Origin of the sequence: Bacillus fungorum (assembly GCF_002746455.1) — a bacterium.
GTDB classification, from domain to species: domain Bacteria; phylum Bacillota; class Bacilli; order Bacillales; family Bacillaceae_G; genus Bacillus_A; species Bacillus_A fungorum.
On record NZ_NWUW01000006.1, the window covers coordinates 58,091 to 73,191 of the forward strand.

21 protein-coding genes and 2 pseudogenes are annotated in these 15,101 nt (G+C 35.1%); 16 read left to right on the plus strand and 7 right to left on the minus strand.

Translation table 11 applies throughout. The features are described 5' to 3' along the window. Nucleotides 1–25: 25 nt before the first annotated feature. Nucleotides 26–484, minus strand: a complete 459-nt coding sequence (locus tag CO726_RS10570) for a universal stress protein (RefSeq protein ID WP_001066680.1) — start codon at nt 482–484, stop codon at nt 26–28. Between the two features lie 147 nt (nt 485–631). Between CO726_RS10570 and CO726_RS10575 the strand changes: the two genes are divergently transcribed. Beyond that, a complete protein-coding gene (locus tag CO726_RS10575) occupies nt 632–1,423 on the plus strand; it encodes an SDR family oxidoreductase (protein WP_099684358.1) in 792 nt (263 codons plus the stop codon). Between the two features lie 213 nt (nt 1,424–1,636). Continuing rightward, complete coding sequence (gene ald / locus CO726_RS10580) at nt 1,637–2,770, plus strand: alanine dehydrogenase (RefSeq protein ID WP_016718657.1); 1,134 nt, start codon at nt 1,637–1,639, stop codon at nt 2,768–2,770. A 53-nt stretch (nt 2,771–2,823) separates the two neighbouring features. Here the strand turns inward: ald and CO726_RS10585 are convergent. Both CO726_RS10585 and CO726_RS10590 read right to left on the minus strand, forming a co-directional pair. Then, a pseudogene (locus CO726_RS10585) lies at nt 2,824–3,247 on the minus strand (hypothetical protein). Then, on the minus strand, nt 3,244–3,459 hold the full coding sequence (locus CO726_RS10590; protein ID WP_000594567.1) for a helix-turn-helix transcriptional regulator: 216 nt from the start codon (nt 3,457–3,459) through the stop codon (nt 3,244–3,246). Before CO726_RS10590 ends, CO726_RS10585 begins: the two are co-directional and overlap by 4 nt. Before the next feature lie 170 nt (nt 3,460–3,629). Between CO726_RS10590 and CO726_RS10595 the strand changes: the two genes are divergently transcribed. The 7 genes from CO726_RS10595 to CO726_RS10625 all read left to right on the plus strand — a co-directional run bounded on the left by CO726_RS10595 (nt 3,630) and on the right by CO726_RS10625 (nt 7,458). Then, on the plus strand, nt 3,630–4,052 hold the full coding sequence (locus CO726_RS10595; protein ID WP_099684221.1) for a hypothetical protein: 423 nt from the start codon (nt 3,630–3,632) through the stop codon (nt 4,050–4,052). 44 nt (nt 4,053–4,096) lie between these two features. After that, a complete protein-coding gene (locus CO726_RS10600; RefSeq protein ID WP_000450941.1) occupies nt 4,097–4,429 on the plus strand; it encodes a cupin domain-containing protein in 333 nt (110 codons plus the stop codon). Further along, the gene (locus tag CO726_RS10605) at nt 4,426–5,214 is read left to right on the plus strand and encodes a GNAT family N-acetyltransferase (RefSeq protein WP_099684222.1); all 789 of its coding nucleotides are present in this window, start codon (nt 4,426–4,428) and stop codon (nt 5,212–5,214) included. The genes CO726_RS10600 and CO726_RS10605 overlap by 4 nt, the downstream gene beginning before the upstream one ends. Before the next feature lie 2 nt (nt 5,215–5,216). Continuing rightward, nucleotides 5,217–5,561, plus strand: coding sequence for a DUF6176 family protein (locus tag CO726_RS10610; protein WP_099684223.1), 345 nt, complete (start codon nt 5,217–5,219; stop codon nt 5,559–5,561). Between the two features lie 123 nt (nt 5,562–5,684). Further along, complete coding sequence (locus tag CO726_RS10615) at nt 5,685–6,194, plus strand: RNA polymerase sigma factor (protein WP_098760153.1); 510 nt, start codon at nt 5,685–5,687, stop codon at nt 6,192–6,194. After that, entirely contained in the window at nt 6,175–7,188 is a 1,014-nt protein-coding gene (locus CO726_RS10620; RefSeq protein WP_099684224.1) for an anti-sigma factor, read from the plus strand. The genes CO726_RS10615 and CO726_RS10620 overlap by 20 nt, the downstream gene beginning before the upstream one ends. Nucleotides 7,189–7,251: 63 nt before the next feature. Then, the gene (locus CO726_RS10625) at nt 7,252–7,458 is read left to right on the plus strand and encodes a hypothetical protein (RefSeq protein ID WP_001248905.1); all 207 of its coding nucleotides are present in this window, start codon (nt 7,252–7,254) and stop codon (nt 7,456–7,458) included. A 14-nt stretch (nt 7,459–7,472) separates the two neighbouring features. Here the strand turns inward: CO726_RS10625 and CO726_RS10630 are convergent, their stop codons facing one another. Further along, on the minus strand, nt 7,473–8,300 hold the full coding sequence (locus tag CO726_RS10630) for a DUF2785 domain-containing protein (RefSeq protein ID WP_099684225.1): 828 nt from the start codon (nt 8,298–8,300) through the stop codon (nt 7,473–7,475). Between the two features lie 93 nt (nt 8,301–8,393). Between CO726_RS10630 and CO726_RS10635 the strand changes: the two genes are divergently transcribed. After that, nucleotides 8,394–8,768, plus strand: coding sequence for a hypothetical protein (locus CO726_RS10635; RefSeq protein ID WP_136699537.1), 375 nt, complete (start codon nt 8,394–8,396; stop codon nt 8,766–8,768). Nucleotides 8,769–8,949: 181 nt separating this feature from the next. Here CO726_RS10635 and pepQ read toward each other — a convergent pair whose 3' ends face one another. Beyond that, entirely contained in the window at nt 8,950–10,047 is a 1,098-nt protein-coding gene (gene pepQ, locus CO726_RS10640; RefSeq protein WP_099684227.1) for a Xaa-Pro dipeptidase, read from the minus strand. Nucleotides 10,048–10,194: 147 nt separating this feature from the next. On the opposite strand from pepQ, the gene CO726_RS10645 reads away from it, so the two are divergent. After that, nucleotides 10,195–10,878 (plus strand): metal-dependent hydrolase, encoded by a 684-nt coding sequence (locus tag CO726_RS10645; RefSeq protein WP_099684228.1) that lies wholly within the window; start codon nt 10,195–10,197, stop codon nt 10,876–10,878. A 40-nt stretch (nt 10,879–10,918) separates the two neighbouring features. Here the strand turns inward: CO726_RS10645 and CO726_RS31740 are convergent, their stop codons facing one another. Further along, nucleotides 10,919–11,080, minus strand: coding sequence for a hypothetical protein (locus tag CO726_RS31740; protein ID WP_098760147.1), 162 nt, complete (start codon nt 11,078–11,080; stop codon nt 10,919–10,921). Between the two features lie 244 nt (nt 11,081–11,324). On the opposite strand from CO726_RS31740, the gene CO726_RS10655 reads away from it, so the two are divergent. The 4 genes and pseudogenes from CO726_RS10655 to CO726_RS10665 all read left to right on the plus strand — a co-directional run bounded on the left by CO726_RS10655 (nt 11,325) and on the right by CO726_RS10665 (nt 13,579). Further along, the gene (locus tag CO726_RS10655; protein WP_099684229.1) at nt 11,325–12,638 is read left to right on the plus strand and encodes a CBS domain-containing protein; all 1,314 of its coding nucleotides are present in this window, start codon (nt 11,325–11,327) and stop codon (nt 12,636–12,638) included. A 194-nt stretch (nt 12,639–12,832) separates the two neighbouring features. Further along, nucleotides 12,833–13,135, plus strand: a complete 303-nt coding sequence (locus tag CO726_RS10660) for a hypothetical protein (RefSeq protein WP_099684230.1) — start codon at nt 12,833–12,835, stop codon at nt 13,133–13,135. Beyond that, a pseudogene (locus CO726_RS32960) lies at nt 13,125–13,226 on the plus strand (phosphotransferase enzyme family protein); the annotation flags it as partial. The gene CO726_RS10660 and the pseudogene CO726_RS32960, both read left to right, overlap by 11 nt. A gap of 89 nt (nt 13,227–13,315) precedes the next feature. Continuing rightward, on the plus strand, nt 13,316–13,579 hold the full coding sequence (locus CO726_RS10665) for a DUF3949 domain-containing protein (RefSeq protein WP_136699539.1): 264 nt from the start codon (nt 13,316–13,318) through the stop codon (nt 13,577–13,579). A 7-nt stretch (nt 13,580–13,586) separates the two neighbouring features. On the opposite strand, the gene CO726_RS10670 is transcribed toward CO726_RS10665, so the two are convergent. Continuing rightward, complete coding sequence (locus CO726_RS10670; protein WP_001144763.1) at nt 13,587–13,892, minus strand: YtpI family protein; 306 nt, start codon at nt 13,890–13,892, stop codon at nt 13,587–13,589. Nucleotides 13,893–14,131: 239 nt separating this feature from the next. On the opposite strand from CO726_RS10670, the gene CO726_RS10680 reads away from it, so the two are divergent. Then, nucleotides 14,132–15,064 carry a DHH family phosphoesterase gene (locus CO726_RS10680; RefSeq protein ID WP_099684233.1) on the plus strand — a complete coding sequence of 311 codons (933 nt, stop codon included), beginning with the start codon at nt 14,132–14,134 and terminating at the stop codon, nt 15,062–15,064. Nucleotides 15,065–15,101 lie beyond the last annotated feature (37 nt).

Below are 15,101 nucleotides of genomic sequence, written 5' to 3' on the forward strand. Positions count from 1 at the left end.
TATCTACCCTATTTATTTTTATGAATTAAAGATCACCTTGCTCCTCATCACCACGAACAACAAGGACATCGCATTTCGCATAGCGAATAATATGTTCAGAGACGCTACCAATTAGGAAACGCTCAACAGCATTTAAACCAGTTGCACCACACATAATTAAATCTACTTTATGATTTGGAGCGATTTCTTTTGAAATTTTTGATTTAGGATTACCAAATTCTAATACAGTTTCAATTTTTTCAAGGCCAGCTTCAAGCGCAGTTTTTTTGTAGTCTTCTAATAAGTCTTCTGCAAATAAATTTGCACGTTCAGCAATTGCACGGCTATAAGCTTCTACTGCTGAGTATGCTTTTACATCAACGATATGAGCGATTGTTAATGTTGCATTGTTGCGTTTTGCGACTTGAATTGCTTTTTTAAAGGCTCTTTCTGCTTCTTTAGAACCATCCACCGCGATTAAAATATTTGTATATGTATTATTCATAGTAAATTCCTCCCAATCATTTTTATTACCGTTTACAACTTTATTATAAAACAAATTTTGGTAATGTGCTTGTCGGAAACGTTACAGAATTTCGAAAACTCTGTTTTGATTCATTTTAGTTGTAATTGGTGCGAGAACTTGTTACATATGAAGTATAGCAATTTAAAAGGAGGCATGTTTGTGAGACACGCGCTCATTACAGCCGGTACGAAAGGTTTAGGAAAGCAAGTAACAGAAAAGTTATTGGCTAAAGGATATTCAGTAACAGTAACGTACCATAGCGATATCACGGCTATGGAAAAGATGAAAGAAACATATAAAAATATGGAAGAGCGTCTACAATTCGTGCAAGCGGATGTCACGAAAAAGGAAGACTTACATAAAATAGTAGAAGAAGCGATAAGCCGTTTTGGCAAAATTGATTTTTTAATTAATAATGCTGGTCCATATGTATTTGAACGAAAAAAGTTAGTCGATTATGAAGAAGACGAATGGAATGAAATGATTCAGGGTAATTTAACAGCGGTATTTCATTTGTTGAAACTTGTCGTTCCAGTTATGAGAAAACAGAACTTTGGCCGTATTATTAATTACGGATTCCAAGGGGCAGATAGCGCACCGGGATGGATTTATCGTTCAGCATTTGCAGCAGCGAAAGTAGGACTTGTTTCATTAACGAAAACAGTTGCTTACGAAGAAGCAGAATATGGTATTACTGCAAACATGGTATGTCCTGGTGATATTATTGGTGAAATGAAAGAAGCGACAATTCAAGAAGCACGTCAGTTGAAAGAACATAACACACCAATTGGTAGATCTGGAACAGGTGAAGATATCGCAAGAACGATTTCGTTTTTATGTGAGGACGATTCCGATATGATTACCGGTACAATTATTGAAGTGACTGGTGCAGTAGATGTTATTCATAGACATCGATAGAGAAAAATAAAGTGAAGTTTCGAATAATTGGACAGTTTATCCTTTATGTAAAGAGGTGCGGATAATACTGTCCTTTCATGTAAGATTAAATCTATCGGAAAACTCGCATTATTTTTTGTCAAATATTGAGATATTATGTTAAAATATAAGAGCGTAGAAAGCGCTTTAAAAAATGATTCAGGGGTCATTTCATAACTCAAGGGGGAACTAATAATGCGTATCGGTATTCCAACAGAAATTAAAAACAATGAAAATCGCGTGGCAATGACGCCAGCGGGAGCAGTACATTTAGTACAAAATGGTCATGAAGTTTTTGTTCAAAAAGGAGCAGGTTTAGGATCTGGCTTTACGGATGAAGAATACGTACAAGCTGGTGCAAAACTTGTTGAAACTGCTGAAGAAGCATGGAATCAAGATATGGTTATGAAGGTAAAAGAGCCAGTAGCAAGTGAATACGGCTATTTCCGTGAAGGTTTAATTTTATTCACATACTTACACTTAGCTCCAGAACCAGAATTAACGAAAGCATTAATTGATAACAAAGTTGTATCAATTGCATACGAAACAGTACAATTAGACAATCGTTCTTTACCATTACTTGCACCTATGAGTGAAGTAGCTGGTCGTATGTCTGCACAAATCGGTGCACAATTCCTTGAGAAAAACAAAGGCGGTAAAGGTATTTTACTTGCAGGCGTTCCAGGGGTGAAACGCGGCAAAGTAACAATTATCGGCGGTGGTCAAGCTGGTACAAACGCAGCGAAGATTGCAGTAGGTTTAGGTGCAGATGTAACAATCATCGACTTAAGTGCAGAACGTCTTCGTCAACTAGATGATATTTTCGGTAACCAAGTAAAAACGTTAATGTCTAATCCATACAACATCGCAGAAGCTGTAAAAGAATCTGACCTTGTTATCGGTGCAGTATTAATTCCAGGTGCAAAAGCGCCAAAACTTGTAACAGAAGAAATGATTCAATCGATGGAACCAGGTTCTGTCGTTGTAGATATCGCAATTGACCAAGGTGGTATTTTCGAAACAACTGACCGTATTACAACTCATGACAACCCAACTTATGAAAAACATGGCGTTGTTCATTATGCAGTTGCGAATATGCCAGGTGCGGTTCCACGTACATCAACTCTTGCATTAACAAACGTAACAGTACCATATGCAGTACAAATTGCTAACAAAGGTTACAAAGAAGCTTGCTTAGGCAACACTGCATTATTAAAAGGTATTAACACATTAGATGGATATGTAACATTCGAAGCAGTTGCAGAAGCTCACGGTTTACAATATGCTGATGCAAAAGAGCTTCTTGAAAAAGCTCCTGCTTTATCATAATAGAAATACATGTAAGCCCCTCCTTTTTTGTAAGGAGGGGCTTTTTGTTTGGGTTAATTGTCTAGTTTCTTTACAATTTTCAATCCGAACATCATTGTAAAGAAAAGAATGCCGAACAAGTAATATAAGGCATACTCAACTCGTATCATCGAGTTTTTGTCAGTGATATATAAAATAAATAGTATCGCAGAGCCGACTAAATGAGAGAGACCGAAAATTTGTGCCATAAGTTTTAAACTCATCTTCTCGATTCTTTCATCCATCTCAGGTAATGGATATTTCTCTGCATCATTCTTTTTTCTTAAAGAATATTCGTTTCACTACGAATAGTATCAAGGCTAAGAGTATGTATACGCCAGCGAATAGAAGGACAGAACTAATCTTTTCTTCAGCATTACTATTGAAATAAAGAAAAGTTGAACCTAACAATAAAATGGTAAGATGCGAAATGAATTCTTGATTAAAAGTATTTTTCATTCTTTTTCCTCTCCAGTTTTATCTAATTGAAATAAATCTTCTACTTTACAGTTGAAAAACTCACATAATTTCAATGCTAATTCTAAACTTGGGTTGTATTTATTCTTCTCGATAGCGATGAGGGATTGTCTAGTGATTTGAACAGAGGAAGCTAATTGTTCTTGGGTGATGTCTCTAACGACGCGGAATTGTTTCACCTTATTTTTAATCAAATATACAAAGTCTCCTTTTTGTAAATTTGTTATATCTATTTTTAGGTAATAAGTAGATAAAACTTTACAAAAAGTAAACAAAATTTTACGTAAAGTATAGCTTGTTATGATGTTGTTTTTTGTGATAATTTGGAATTAAATGAAAAATGAAAGTCGATAGAGGGGATTCAATGGGGAGTAAAAATAGGAAGAAAAAGCAAGCTAAAAGACAAAAGTATATAAAGAAAAAACAGGAACAGAACATACCTCTTTCAAAAAAAGTAGTCATTATGATAGAAAAAATATTTCGGTATATTTGTATGTTCTTGTATGTGATTTTTTGCGTGTTTTTATGTGGGATGGTTAAAAATTTTGGGATAACCCCTAATGTTATTGAAGGTATTTTTGGCGTTACACTTGTTATGGTAGAAGGATTCTTATTCTTTATATTATTTGATAAAGTGTGGCCTAGTCATGAAAGTAAAAAAGATAGAAAAAGAAGAAAAAAATCTTCATCCGATTCAAGCTCATCAAGCGGATTTGGTGATTACAGTAGCAACGATTGTAGCAGTTCAAGTGATGGTGGAGGAGATTGCGGAGGTGGTGGAGACTAAGTTGATTTTTCAGAAGAACGACTAATGAAAGGATGAGACGAAAGATGGAAACTGTGAACTTAATAGAATTAACAAAGGACATTCAAGATCAACATAAAAACTTCGTCGTTTCAAATGTAAATAGTCATTGCTTACGAATCGCTGTATTTACTGGTGAATATGATTGGCACTATCATTCTAACTCGGATGAATTATTTATTGTGTTAGAGGGAGAATTACTTATTGATTTTGAAGATGGAGAAACGGCGGTTTTAAAGCCAAATGATTCTATCTTAATTCCAGCATGCACGATCCATAGAACGAGAGCATTAAAGAGAACAGTAAATCTTTGTTTTGAAAATATAGAGGCTGATACGATTAAAGTGGAGCAATTATGAAACAATTATCTGTAGCTGAGTATAGAAAAATCCTTCCGATTTTAGAAAGTCATACAAAAACGACGACGTTTGCTTATGCGGTATGTGATCAAATGATAGATGGTGAAGTTTTTGCAAACGAGAAATTAACAGTAGGACTAATGCGTACAGCTAATGGTATTTATTATTTATTTGGTGATACGGATGATCAAAATTATAACGAAGATTTATTTTCGTTTATAAAAAAGGCTATTGAAAAAACAGAGAAGAGATTTACATTGTTCACTTCGAGTGAAGAGTGGGAAATGATGATAGAAGAACGTTTTAGTAATGTACTTCGGAACATCCCGCGAATGAAATTTCAAAGCGTAACCTTTGAAGAGAGAAAACGAGATTGTAACAAAAATACATATGAAGTGAAGCGTATTGATAGAAGAGATATAGAACGAAGCAGTGAATTTACAGAGGAGTACTACAAAGAATATTGGGGATCAATTGAAGCGTTTTTGAACGGTGGTTTTGGATTTTGTATAGAACAAGAGGGAATGATTGTAGCGGAATGTGTTTCAATATTTAGTGGGAATGGATTTGCAGAGATTGATATTGTGACGCATGAAGCGCATCAAGGGAAAGGATTAGCTCAAGCGCTTGCAACAAGGTTTATTGAACATTGCATGCAAAATGGTATTACACCGTGTTGGGATTGTAATGTAGACAATATTTCTTCTCAAAAATTAGCTAACAAATTAAGTTTTCATAATCCATTAGAATATAGTTTATTTGTGCGTAAGAAAACGGGGGAATAAAAATGAATGTAGAATTAACGAGATTTAAAGTTAAGCCTGGTAAGAGTCATCGAGTAGATGAATGGATGCAGCTTCTTAATGACAATATGAAAGAAGTCCTTTTGACATTAAACGACGAAAAGATGTATGTTGAGACAATTTTCCGGGAAATAAGAGATGGAGAAGAGTACTTATATTGGTATTCTGTGCAAGGAGAAGGCGGGACTCTTGTCGAAAATTCTCATCATGAAATTGATAAAAAGCACTTGGAGTTTTGGTATGAATGTATTGATGAAGAAGCACCGTCTGTTGATATGAAAACAGAAGTTGTTATGATTCAAGATGTTGTGAAAGAAGCGATGAAATAATAGAATAGTATTTTTGAGAGAAGCACATCAAAATGGATGTGCTTTTTATTATTAAAATTTTTTTAAGAAAAGCTGTATACATTTTACGCTCTCAAACGTTGAGTATATAGAAAGGAGAGCTAGATGAGCCATGATACATTTGAATCGTTATTAATAGAGAAGTCAAAAGCAGTGTTTGGATACTTAATTAAGATTGGAGCAAATAGAAAAGAAGCGGAAGATATTGTGCAAGATACGTTGTATAAAGCTTTATTGCTTATGGAGGAAATACCGTTAGAGCATTTAACACCGTGGCTCTTTAGAGTTGCAATTAATCAGCACCGAGATTTACACCGGAAAGAAAAAAGACTAAATCCCATTGCGATTGAATCTGTTGTTCTTATTGGCCAAAAATCATTAGATGAAGTGCTTTTAACAAGTGAACTACAAGGCGAGGTGCAAGAAATATTGGAGACGATGACGGAGGATTATCGTCATATTTTATTGTTGAAATATGAATATGAACTATCTTATAAGGAAATTGCCATTTTATTAAGTATGAAAGAAGAAACAGTGAAAACAAGTTTGTACCGTGCAAGAAATCAATTTAAAAAATTGTATAGGAGGAGAAACGATGAGTCGGAAGGACTTTGATTTGAATATGGATGATAAGCAGATGAAAGTTTTGATGAAGAGAGCGAAAAGGAAACAGTTTTGGAGAAACCTAGTTATTTCAGTAGTTGTGACATTAGTCTTGATTATAGGTAGTATGAGTTTGTTAATTTATTTTAACGAGAAGAATAAGAGAGAAATGGATCAGAGAGCATATTTACGACATAGTGTTCAAGGGCCTAATATTATTTTTAATGGACATACAAAACTAAGTATGGGAATAGCTAGCGGTACAATGATGTACAGTTCCTATAAAAATATTCAAGGACAACCAGTTAAATGGATTGATGAAATTTATGAGTATTCGATCTTTGGTTATAGTCAAATAAATTATAATGGAAATACAGGTTTAGAAGAAGAGAATATAAATAAGCAATCAGAATTTGCAACAAAACAAGATTATAATAGACAGACAATGCAAAGAGAAATGAGATTTTATTTACCTTTTGTAAAGTATTTAAACTATGTGAATGATTTAGAGAGGATTAGTGAATTGCAGAATAAAGTTGCAGAGATGGCACTATCTTTTGATAAGGCATATACAGCGGAGGAAGTAGTGAAAATGCTTCCTGAAGGAATACGACCTGTGTGGCTTTGGGTAGATACATACGATGAAACGAAGGCAGAGACATATACTGGACTAGCAGATCCTGAAACCGGAGCAGTTTTAAATGCAGAGGTATCGATGGATATTTTTGGTTTTAAGGGGAGTTATGCTGATAAGAAGGAAGATGAGTACGAGGATATTAAAGGAAACTCAGCGGGGTTTCTTGGATCTATGAAATCTTTAAGTGAAAATAAAGGGGGATATCAAGAGTATTTTAGGACAAACTATGATGAAATAAAAAACAGTGAACCGGAAGACTTAAGAATATACGGTGTAGTCGTAACAGGCAAAACAGAGGATTTACAAAGTTTACAAGGGTCACCGTATATTAAGGCTGCTGTAAGAGGTGTAACAGTTGAGAAATATTGATTACAAGTGATTAATGTGAATAATCAGAAAACTTATGTTATAATATGGGAAAAGGAGGTTCATATGAGGCAAATACATGGAGCAATTTATATTTACATAACAATGTTTTTCGTGGCGATATCCTATGGATTGGGGCACGTGTATTCGCATCCTATACTAACTTTTTTAAGCGGAGCATGTATGGCGTTTGCGCTTCTTGTCCACCTTTTCTCAGTTTGGATCGTGAAATTTCAATTAAATATTAGTGAAATAGAAGAAGGTACTTTCTAAGTGGCCTTCTTTTTTTAATAATATTTTGGAAGCTCTTGTAGCAATTTTTCAATTTCACATTCGGTTTCTTTACATATAGAAAGTGTACGTAGTCTGAAAAATAAGCTGCGTAAGAAAGATTTTATATTTCCGTATAGAAACTCGTACGATTTAATATGTAATGTTTGTTTTTGAACGGGTAATTGAGCTACTAAATCCTGAAGGGCTAATATGAGTACTTCTTCCTTTAGACCATTTTGTAGCATTGAGATAATCGGATAAACGATACGTTCATCTTCTTCATATTTGTAGTAAATAGAATGGACACAAACTTTGTTTAATAAAGTTTGTAATATCTCTTCGTAATATAAAGTTTCCAGTTTAGGACTATGAACAAGCGCCTCAAACGTATCGGAAGCATGAGCGATACTATGTGCCCAGCCGTGGTCTTGCACATATCCGCGGAAATCATGTTCATTGTTCATATATAGAATTAATTGATCTTTTACATTTGAAATATCAGTCTGTGATAAGAAATTATGATTTGTATCAGCATCAATAATGAGGGCAATTAATAATGTTGTAAATGCTCGGGTAAATACCGCATCTTCGTCATCCGAATGAATCTTATACAATAAATATTTTTCACCGATGCTTTCTAATAGTAGTTTCTGTAATTGCGTGTGTGAAATGTATTCCTTTTTGATGAGATGATAAAAAGTAGAGTAAATAAGTTTGTCTCTTAAATAGCTATCAGTATCCCCGATATGCTTAAGCATACTGAAACTTAAAGAATCGATATTGGGGACATCATTGATTACGTAATTATTATTACGAATTTCTTCTAAATGTTGTTGTAACATATAAACCTCCTATTTTAGAAAATTCTGTATTTTAATAGTATAATAGAAGGAAGAAATAGACAATAAATAAGTGCATTTGAATGGAGGGGCATGATGAAGAGAGCATTATTCTTTTTCATTAGTATTTTCTTTTTAGGAAGCTGCTCAATTTGGTATTTTACTTTTTCTAGCGAGAGCAAAAGTTGGACGGGACAATATAAAGGCCACATTAAGGATGACAGCGAAGATGGAGTGTTTACATTTCAGTATAAGGGCGGAGATGGGAATACAGAATTTAAGAATTTAGAAATTGCTATTAATGGAGTCTTTAGTGCAATGACAGAAACGTCAGAAGTTCATAAAGGAGCAAAGGTTGAAATGAAGTCTTCTTGTGTAAGTTGTGCACCTCTATCTAAAGATGAACCGATAGAAGTTGTGATTAAATGGGATGATAAGTATGAGGAGAAGATGGTTTTAAAGCGGAAATAGAAAAAGGCAGCACTCCCGCTGCCTTTTTATCCCGTTTTAACGGGCAGTAAGACCCCCACCTCAAAATTCAGCGGAAGCAAAGAAGTTAGGTGGGGGATCAACTGTCCGTAAAAGTCCGATTGATTCAACTAATAATCAGTGGGGGATGAACAAAACCCCCACTGATTAAAGTTTCACTTTATTATTTCACAAATTGTAATTCTTTCGGGAATTTCGTTAAAATTTCTGATCCGTCTTTTGTGATATAAATATCATCTTCAATACGAACGCCACCTACGTTTGGTACGTAAATACCTGGCTCGATTGTGAAGACCATACCTTCTTTTAATGGAGATTCGTTTCCAGCTTTTACATCTGGATATTCATGTACGCTAATTCCAAGTCCGTGACCAAGGCGGTGCGGGAAGAATTCGCCGTAGCCTGCATCTGCGATAACAGAACGAGCAGCGTTGTCGATTGCGCCAAGTGTAACACCTGGTTTACATGCTTCAACTGCTTGTAGTTGTCCAGCAAGTACAGTGTTGTAAATGCGAGTTTGTTCTTCAGAAATCCCGCCGAATGCTACTGTACGTGTAATATCAGAGCAATAACCTTCAATGATTACGCCTAAATCAAATAGTACGAAATCGCCGCGTTTCATTTTGTTTGCACCTGGAATACCGTGTGGAAGAGCAGAGTTTGCACCTGCTAATACCATCGTGTCAAATGACATTTTATGTATGCCTTTTGTTTTTAATTCGTGTTCAATAATTGCTAATACTTCTAGTTCGCTACGATCTTCTTTAATTGCGTTTACACCAACTTCAACAGCATAGTCTGCCATTTTAGCTGCTTCGCGTAAAATAGAAAGTTCTTTTTCATCTTTAATTAAACGAAGTTCGCGAACTTTCTCCTCAGCTGATTTGAAAGCTGCATTTGGGAATAATTTTGTTAATTCTTCGTAGCGCTCTACGTTTAAATGTTCTTTTTCAATTGCAACTGCATTTGCATTGATGCCGCGGTCTTTAATTGCTTTTGCAATCATATCCCATGGTCTGTCAGTATCAGTAAATCCGATAATTTCATGTGCCCAGCCAGCGTTACGTGCTTGGCCTTCTTCCATTTTAGGACAAATTAAAATAGGTTCTTTTTCTTGGAATACAAACATACCAAGAAGTCTTTCGTGTGGTTCACAGTGGAAGTTTGTCATGTAGAAGACGTTTGGTGTAGAAGTTAAGAACGCAGCTTCTACGTTTTTTTCTTTTAGCCATTGCATTAAATTTTCTAATCTAGCATTCATTGATTGGCACCCCCGAGATATTTAATTACAAATATAACTTTAACTCGGAAGAAAGCGTTATGACAAGTAAATAGATGTTAGAAAAGACAGGGAATTAAGAAATCATGTAGAATAAAAAGTGAATGTGAATAGGGGAGGAATGTAATAATGAAAGTATCTTATCATGGGCATTCAGTTGTAAAGATTGAAACGAATGGAAAATTGATTTTAATTGACCCATTTTTAACGGGAAATCCGAAAACAGATTTAAAGGCTGAAGATGTAAAAGTAGATGCGATTCTTTTATCGCACGGACATGGTGATCATGTTGGAGATACAGTAGAGCTTGCGAAGAAAAATAATGCAGTTGTTGTAGCTCCATTTGAACTAGCGACATTTTTAAGTTGGCAAGGTGTAAATACACATCCGATGCATATTGGTGGTTCACATGAATTTGATTTCGGAAAAGTGAAATTTACACAAGCATTCCACGGTTCTAGTTATATTGATGAAGAAAATAAGACGATTACATATACAGGTATGCCAGCGGGTATTTTATTTACAGCAGAAGAGAAAACTGTGTACCATGCAGGGGATACCGCTCTATTCTCTGATATGAAATTAATTGGGGAACTCAATAACATTGATGTAGCATTTTTACCAATTGGCGATAATTTCACAATGGGACCAGAAGATGCTGTTTTAGCTGCAAAATGGATTAGTGCGAAAACAGTTGTACCGATGCATTACAATACGTTCCCAGTAATCGAACAAGATCCATATCAATTTGTAGAAAAGCTACAAAATTGTACAGGGAAAGTATTAGAAGCTGGAGAAAGTATTACACTATAGAAAAGAAACCCTTCATTTGAAAAGAAAAGTGAAGGGTTTTTTACATGTGTAGGACAGCTTTTAAAGGTTGTACTTGTTTTGATGATTCTTTTCTTTTTGGAAGTGGCTGTTCAGGTGTTTCATTTAATTCTATTGCAACTTTTTTCCCGTCTACGAAAGCTAAAAATACAGCACCTACAACTTCTAATAATTTTTTCATCATGTATCCGCTCCTTTGTTTCATTTCTTGTCTTCATTGTATATGGAAGCAGCTGGACAAACTATCGAACAAGATGACAATACCATTACATTGTTGTAATGGTAGCAGTGGTGTAATGTAAGGCGTATTTTGTTATAAAAAAAATAGTACAGATATACAAAGAGAGAGTGTAACAGTTTTGAAAATATAGTATACTGAAAATACAACACATGAAGAATTTAGGGAAAAGAAAGTATGGTGAAACCATTTGGCTACCAAGCATAACCAAATTTTAGAACATATTAATAATCTGCCAGTAGGCCATAAAATTTCTGTAAGGCAAATTGCAAAAGATTTGAGTGTAAGTGAAGGGACAGCTTACCGTGCAATTAAAGATGCAGAAAATAAAGGATATGTTAGTACGATTGAACGTGTCGGAACAATTCGAATTGAACAAAAGAAGAAAGAGAATATTGAAAAGCTGACATATGCAGAAGTCGTTAACATTGTCGATGGTCAAGTACTTGGGGGCAGAGAGGGATTACATAAAACGTTAAATAAATTCGTAATAGGGGCAATGAAATTAGAAGCGATGATGCGCTATACAGAAGCTGGAAACTTACTTATTATCGGTAACCGTACGAACGCACATCAATTAGCGTTAGAAACCGGAGCTGCGGTGTTAATTACGGGCGGATTTGATACGGAAGATCATGTGAAGAAATTAGCAGACGAATTAAAACTGCCAATTATTTCAAGTGGTTACGATACATTTACAGTTGCGACGTTAATTAACCGTGCCATTTATGATCAGCTTATTAAGAAAGAAATTGTACTCGTTGAAGATATTTTAACACCAATTGAAGAGACGTTATATTTAAAGCCGGATGATACAGTGCAGCAATGGCATGCGTATAACGAAGAGACGATGCACGGAAGATATCCAATTGTTGATGAAAATAAGAAAGTTCTAGGTATTGTAACTTCAAAAGATATGATCGGTGTAGCGAAAGAAACACCGATTGATAAAGTGATGACAAAGCATCCAATTACGGTAAATGGAAAAATGTCTGTCGCGGCTGCGGCACGTATGATGGTGTGGGAAGGTATTGAGTTACTTCCCGTTGTTGATGAAGGCAATAAACTGCAAGGTATTATTAGCCGTCAAGATGTGCTTCAGGCGTTGCAAATGATTCAGCGTCAACCACAAGTAGGCGAAACAATCGATGATATTGTAACGAATCAATTTATGACGCCGAAAGAAGCGAAAAATGAACATCTATATCAATTTTCAGTGACGCCGCAAATGACGAACTCAATCGGAACGCTATCTTACGGTGTATTCGCAACAATTGTAACGGAAGCAACGAACCGCGTTATTCGTGCGCAAAAGAAAAGTGACTTAATTGTTGAAAACTTAACGATTTATTTCGTAAAACCAGTTCAAATTGACAATGTTGTATCGGTTCATCCGAAAGTATTAGAAATTGGGCGTAAATTTGGTAAGGTTGATGTAGAAGTGCATCATGAAGGTAATGTTGTAGGGAAAGCATTACTTATGGTGCAATTAATCGATAAATAAAAAGATGGAACAAACCGTTTTGGTTTGCTCCATCTTTTTTTAGAACGCTACATTAGGGAGTTTTAAAATTTAGTTATCGAATCTATTATGTTTTGAATTGCAAAAGAGAAAGTTAAATCACGTTCTGTTTCATATTTATAAGTAGGGCATGCAATAATTTGAGGATGTTTGAAAAATAATTGTGGAGGTGTTGAATGGGAGTAATATTTTTCTTTTTAGGATTAATATCTGTAATTACTGTTCATGTAATAGCTCATAGAATAATGGATTTAAATAAAAAGAAATTGTATGTAATAAGTTTGATTTTCGCTATTATTTGTTCCTTTATCCCTACAACTGGAGAAAATAATAGCGATTTTCTTTACTTTGGTATACCAGCAGAAAATATCATTTATTATGGTGGATGGGAAATATCGTTTCATCCATTAGGCTTTTTCTTTAACTTTATTTTGTTTTATTGGATTTTGAAGCTATTATTTAAGCTGCGTAAGACTTGATATTGAACCGATTAAAAAGAATCCCGGAAATTTTATTCGGCGATATATTCAGTATGCGGAAGAGGAATTATGCGGTGAGACAATTGTCTGATGAAAAAACAGAATATTAATTCATTTGAATTTTAGACTATGTTATAATTATATTGTAAGAAAATGGATTTCTGGAAGGTGGTATGCATTATGTCATCAACAGTACTCTTTTTTGGTAGTATCGCACTATTTTACTTCCTTGTGATGATACCGATTCAATATTTATACTTACAAGGTTTACATGAAAAAAAGAAAAAAACAGGATTATCTCAGCGAGAGCTATATGAAAAAATGTCTTTTGGGGAAGAACAATTACATCTCCATGTGCAAGGCAATCTATTCAATATTCCTTCTGCGTTTGTCGCATATATGATTTTGAAAGTTAAGGGACGTAAAAAAGCATCACAATGTTGATGCTTTTTTACGTTGTTTCATAGACTTCGGCTTCTTCAACTGCTAATGGTAAGAAATGTTTGTATTGGCGAAATCCATTAAAGGCACTTGCACTGCCAAATAGAACGAATAAGATACCAACGATAATACGAGCGGTTGAAAGTTCTAAAAAGAATTGGTTTATCCCAAAGAATAAGACGAATGAACCGAGTGCCATTGCGGATTTTCCTGAGAGCCAACCTTTCTCCATTGGGCGGTTTGTACGAAAGTATTTTGTTTTGTAGAAGAGGTACAACATAAATGAGACGATAATACAGAAGACTAATACTGGCATAATGCACACTCCCATCGCTTTATGAAAAATAATAGTGGAGAAAAAGAAATATCTAAACTTTCTAACTTTTATTATAAAGCAATTGTTCGCATGTATGAAATACTTTCCGTTATAATGTAGGATAAAGTGAAACTTTAATTAGTGCGGGGATGTTTCTGCGCGCTAATGATTAGCCTGCACCGGTTGGACTTTTACTGCACGTTAAAGTGGAGAAGTTGAGTAAAAAGGAGATTATACATATGCATGAGCAAATTTTAGGAGCAATTAAAGAGTTTGATACGATTATTATTCATCGTCACGTACGTCCAGATCCAGATGCATTAGGTTCACAGGGCGGTCTTAGTACAATTCTACAAGAATCGTTTCCAGAGAAAAATATTTATACGGTTGGGTACAATGAACCGTCACTAGCATACTTACGAGTAATGGATGATATTGAAGATAGTGTATACGAAAATGCACTTGTTATCGTTTGTGATACTGCGAATCAAGAACGTGTTGACGATCAACGCTATACAAAAGGGAAGATGTTAATCAAGATTGATCATCATCCAAATGAAGATCCATACGGGGATATTACGTGGGTAGATACGACAGCAAGTTCTACAAGTGAAATGATTTATGAGTTTTACAGTTATGGAAAAGATAAAGGATTAAAGATAACAAAAGAAGCAGCTCGCCTTATTTTAGCGGGTATTGTTGGGGATACAGGTCGTTTCTTATTCCCGAATACAACAGCGAAAACACTTCGTTATGTAAGTGAGCTTGTTGATATGGATGTGAGATTCACAGATTTATACAATGAAATGTATAAGACGAAAGAAAAGATTGCTCGTTTAAACGGCTATATTTTACAAAACTTTACGATGGTAGAAGAAGGAGCGGCTTACATTAAATTAACGAAAGAAGTATTAGAGGAGTTTGATGTACTTCCTTCTGAAGCGTCTGGTGTTGTTGGAGCACTTGGTAATATTGACGGATTAAAGGCATGGGTTCTATTTTTAGAGGAAGACGATGTCATTCGTGTTCGCCTTCGTTCAAAAGGACCAGTTATAAATAAATTAGCAATGCAATATAACGGCGGAGGGCATCCGATGGCTTCTGGTGCAAAAGCATCTTCTTGGGAAGAAGCGGATCGTCTGTTTGCTGATTTACGTTCGATTTGTAAATAAGATTATATGTTAAAACGAAAAGAAGGAGCGGCGTTAA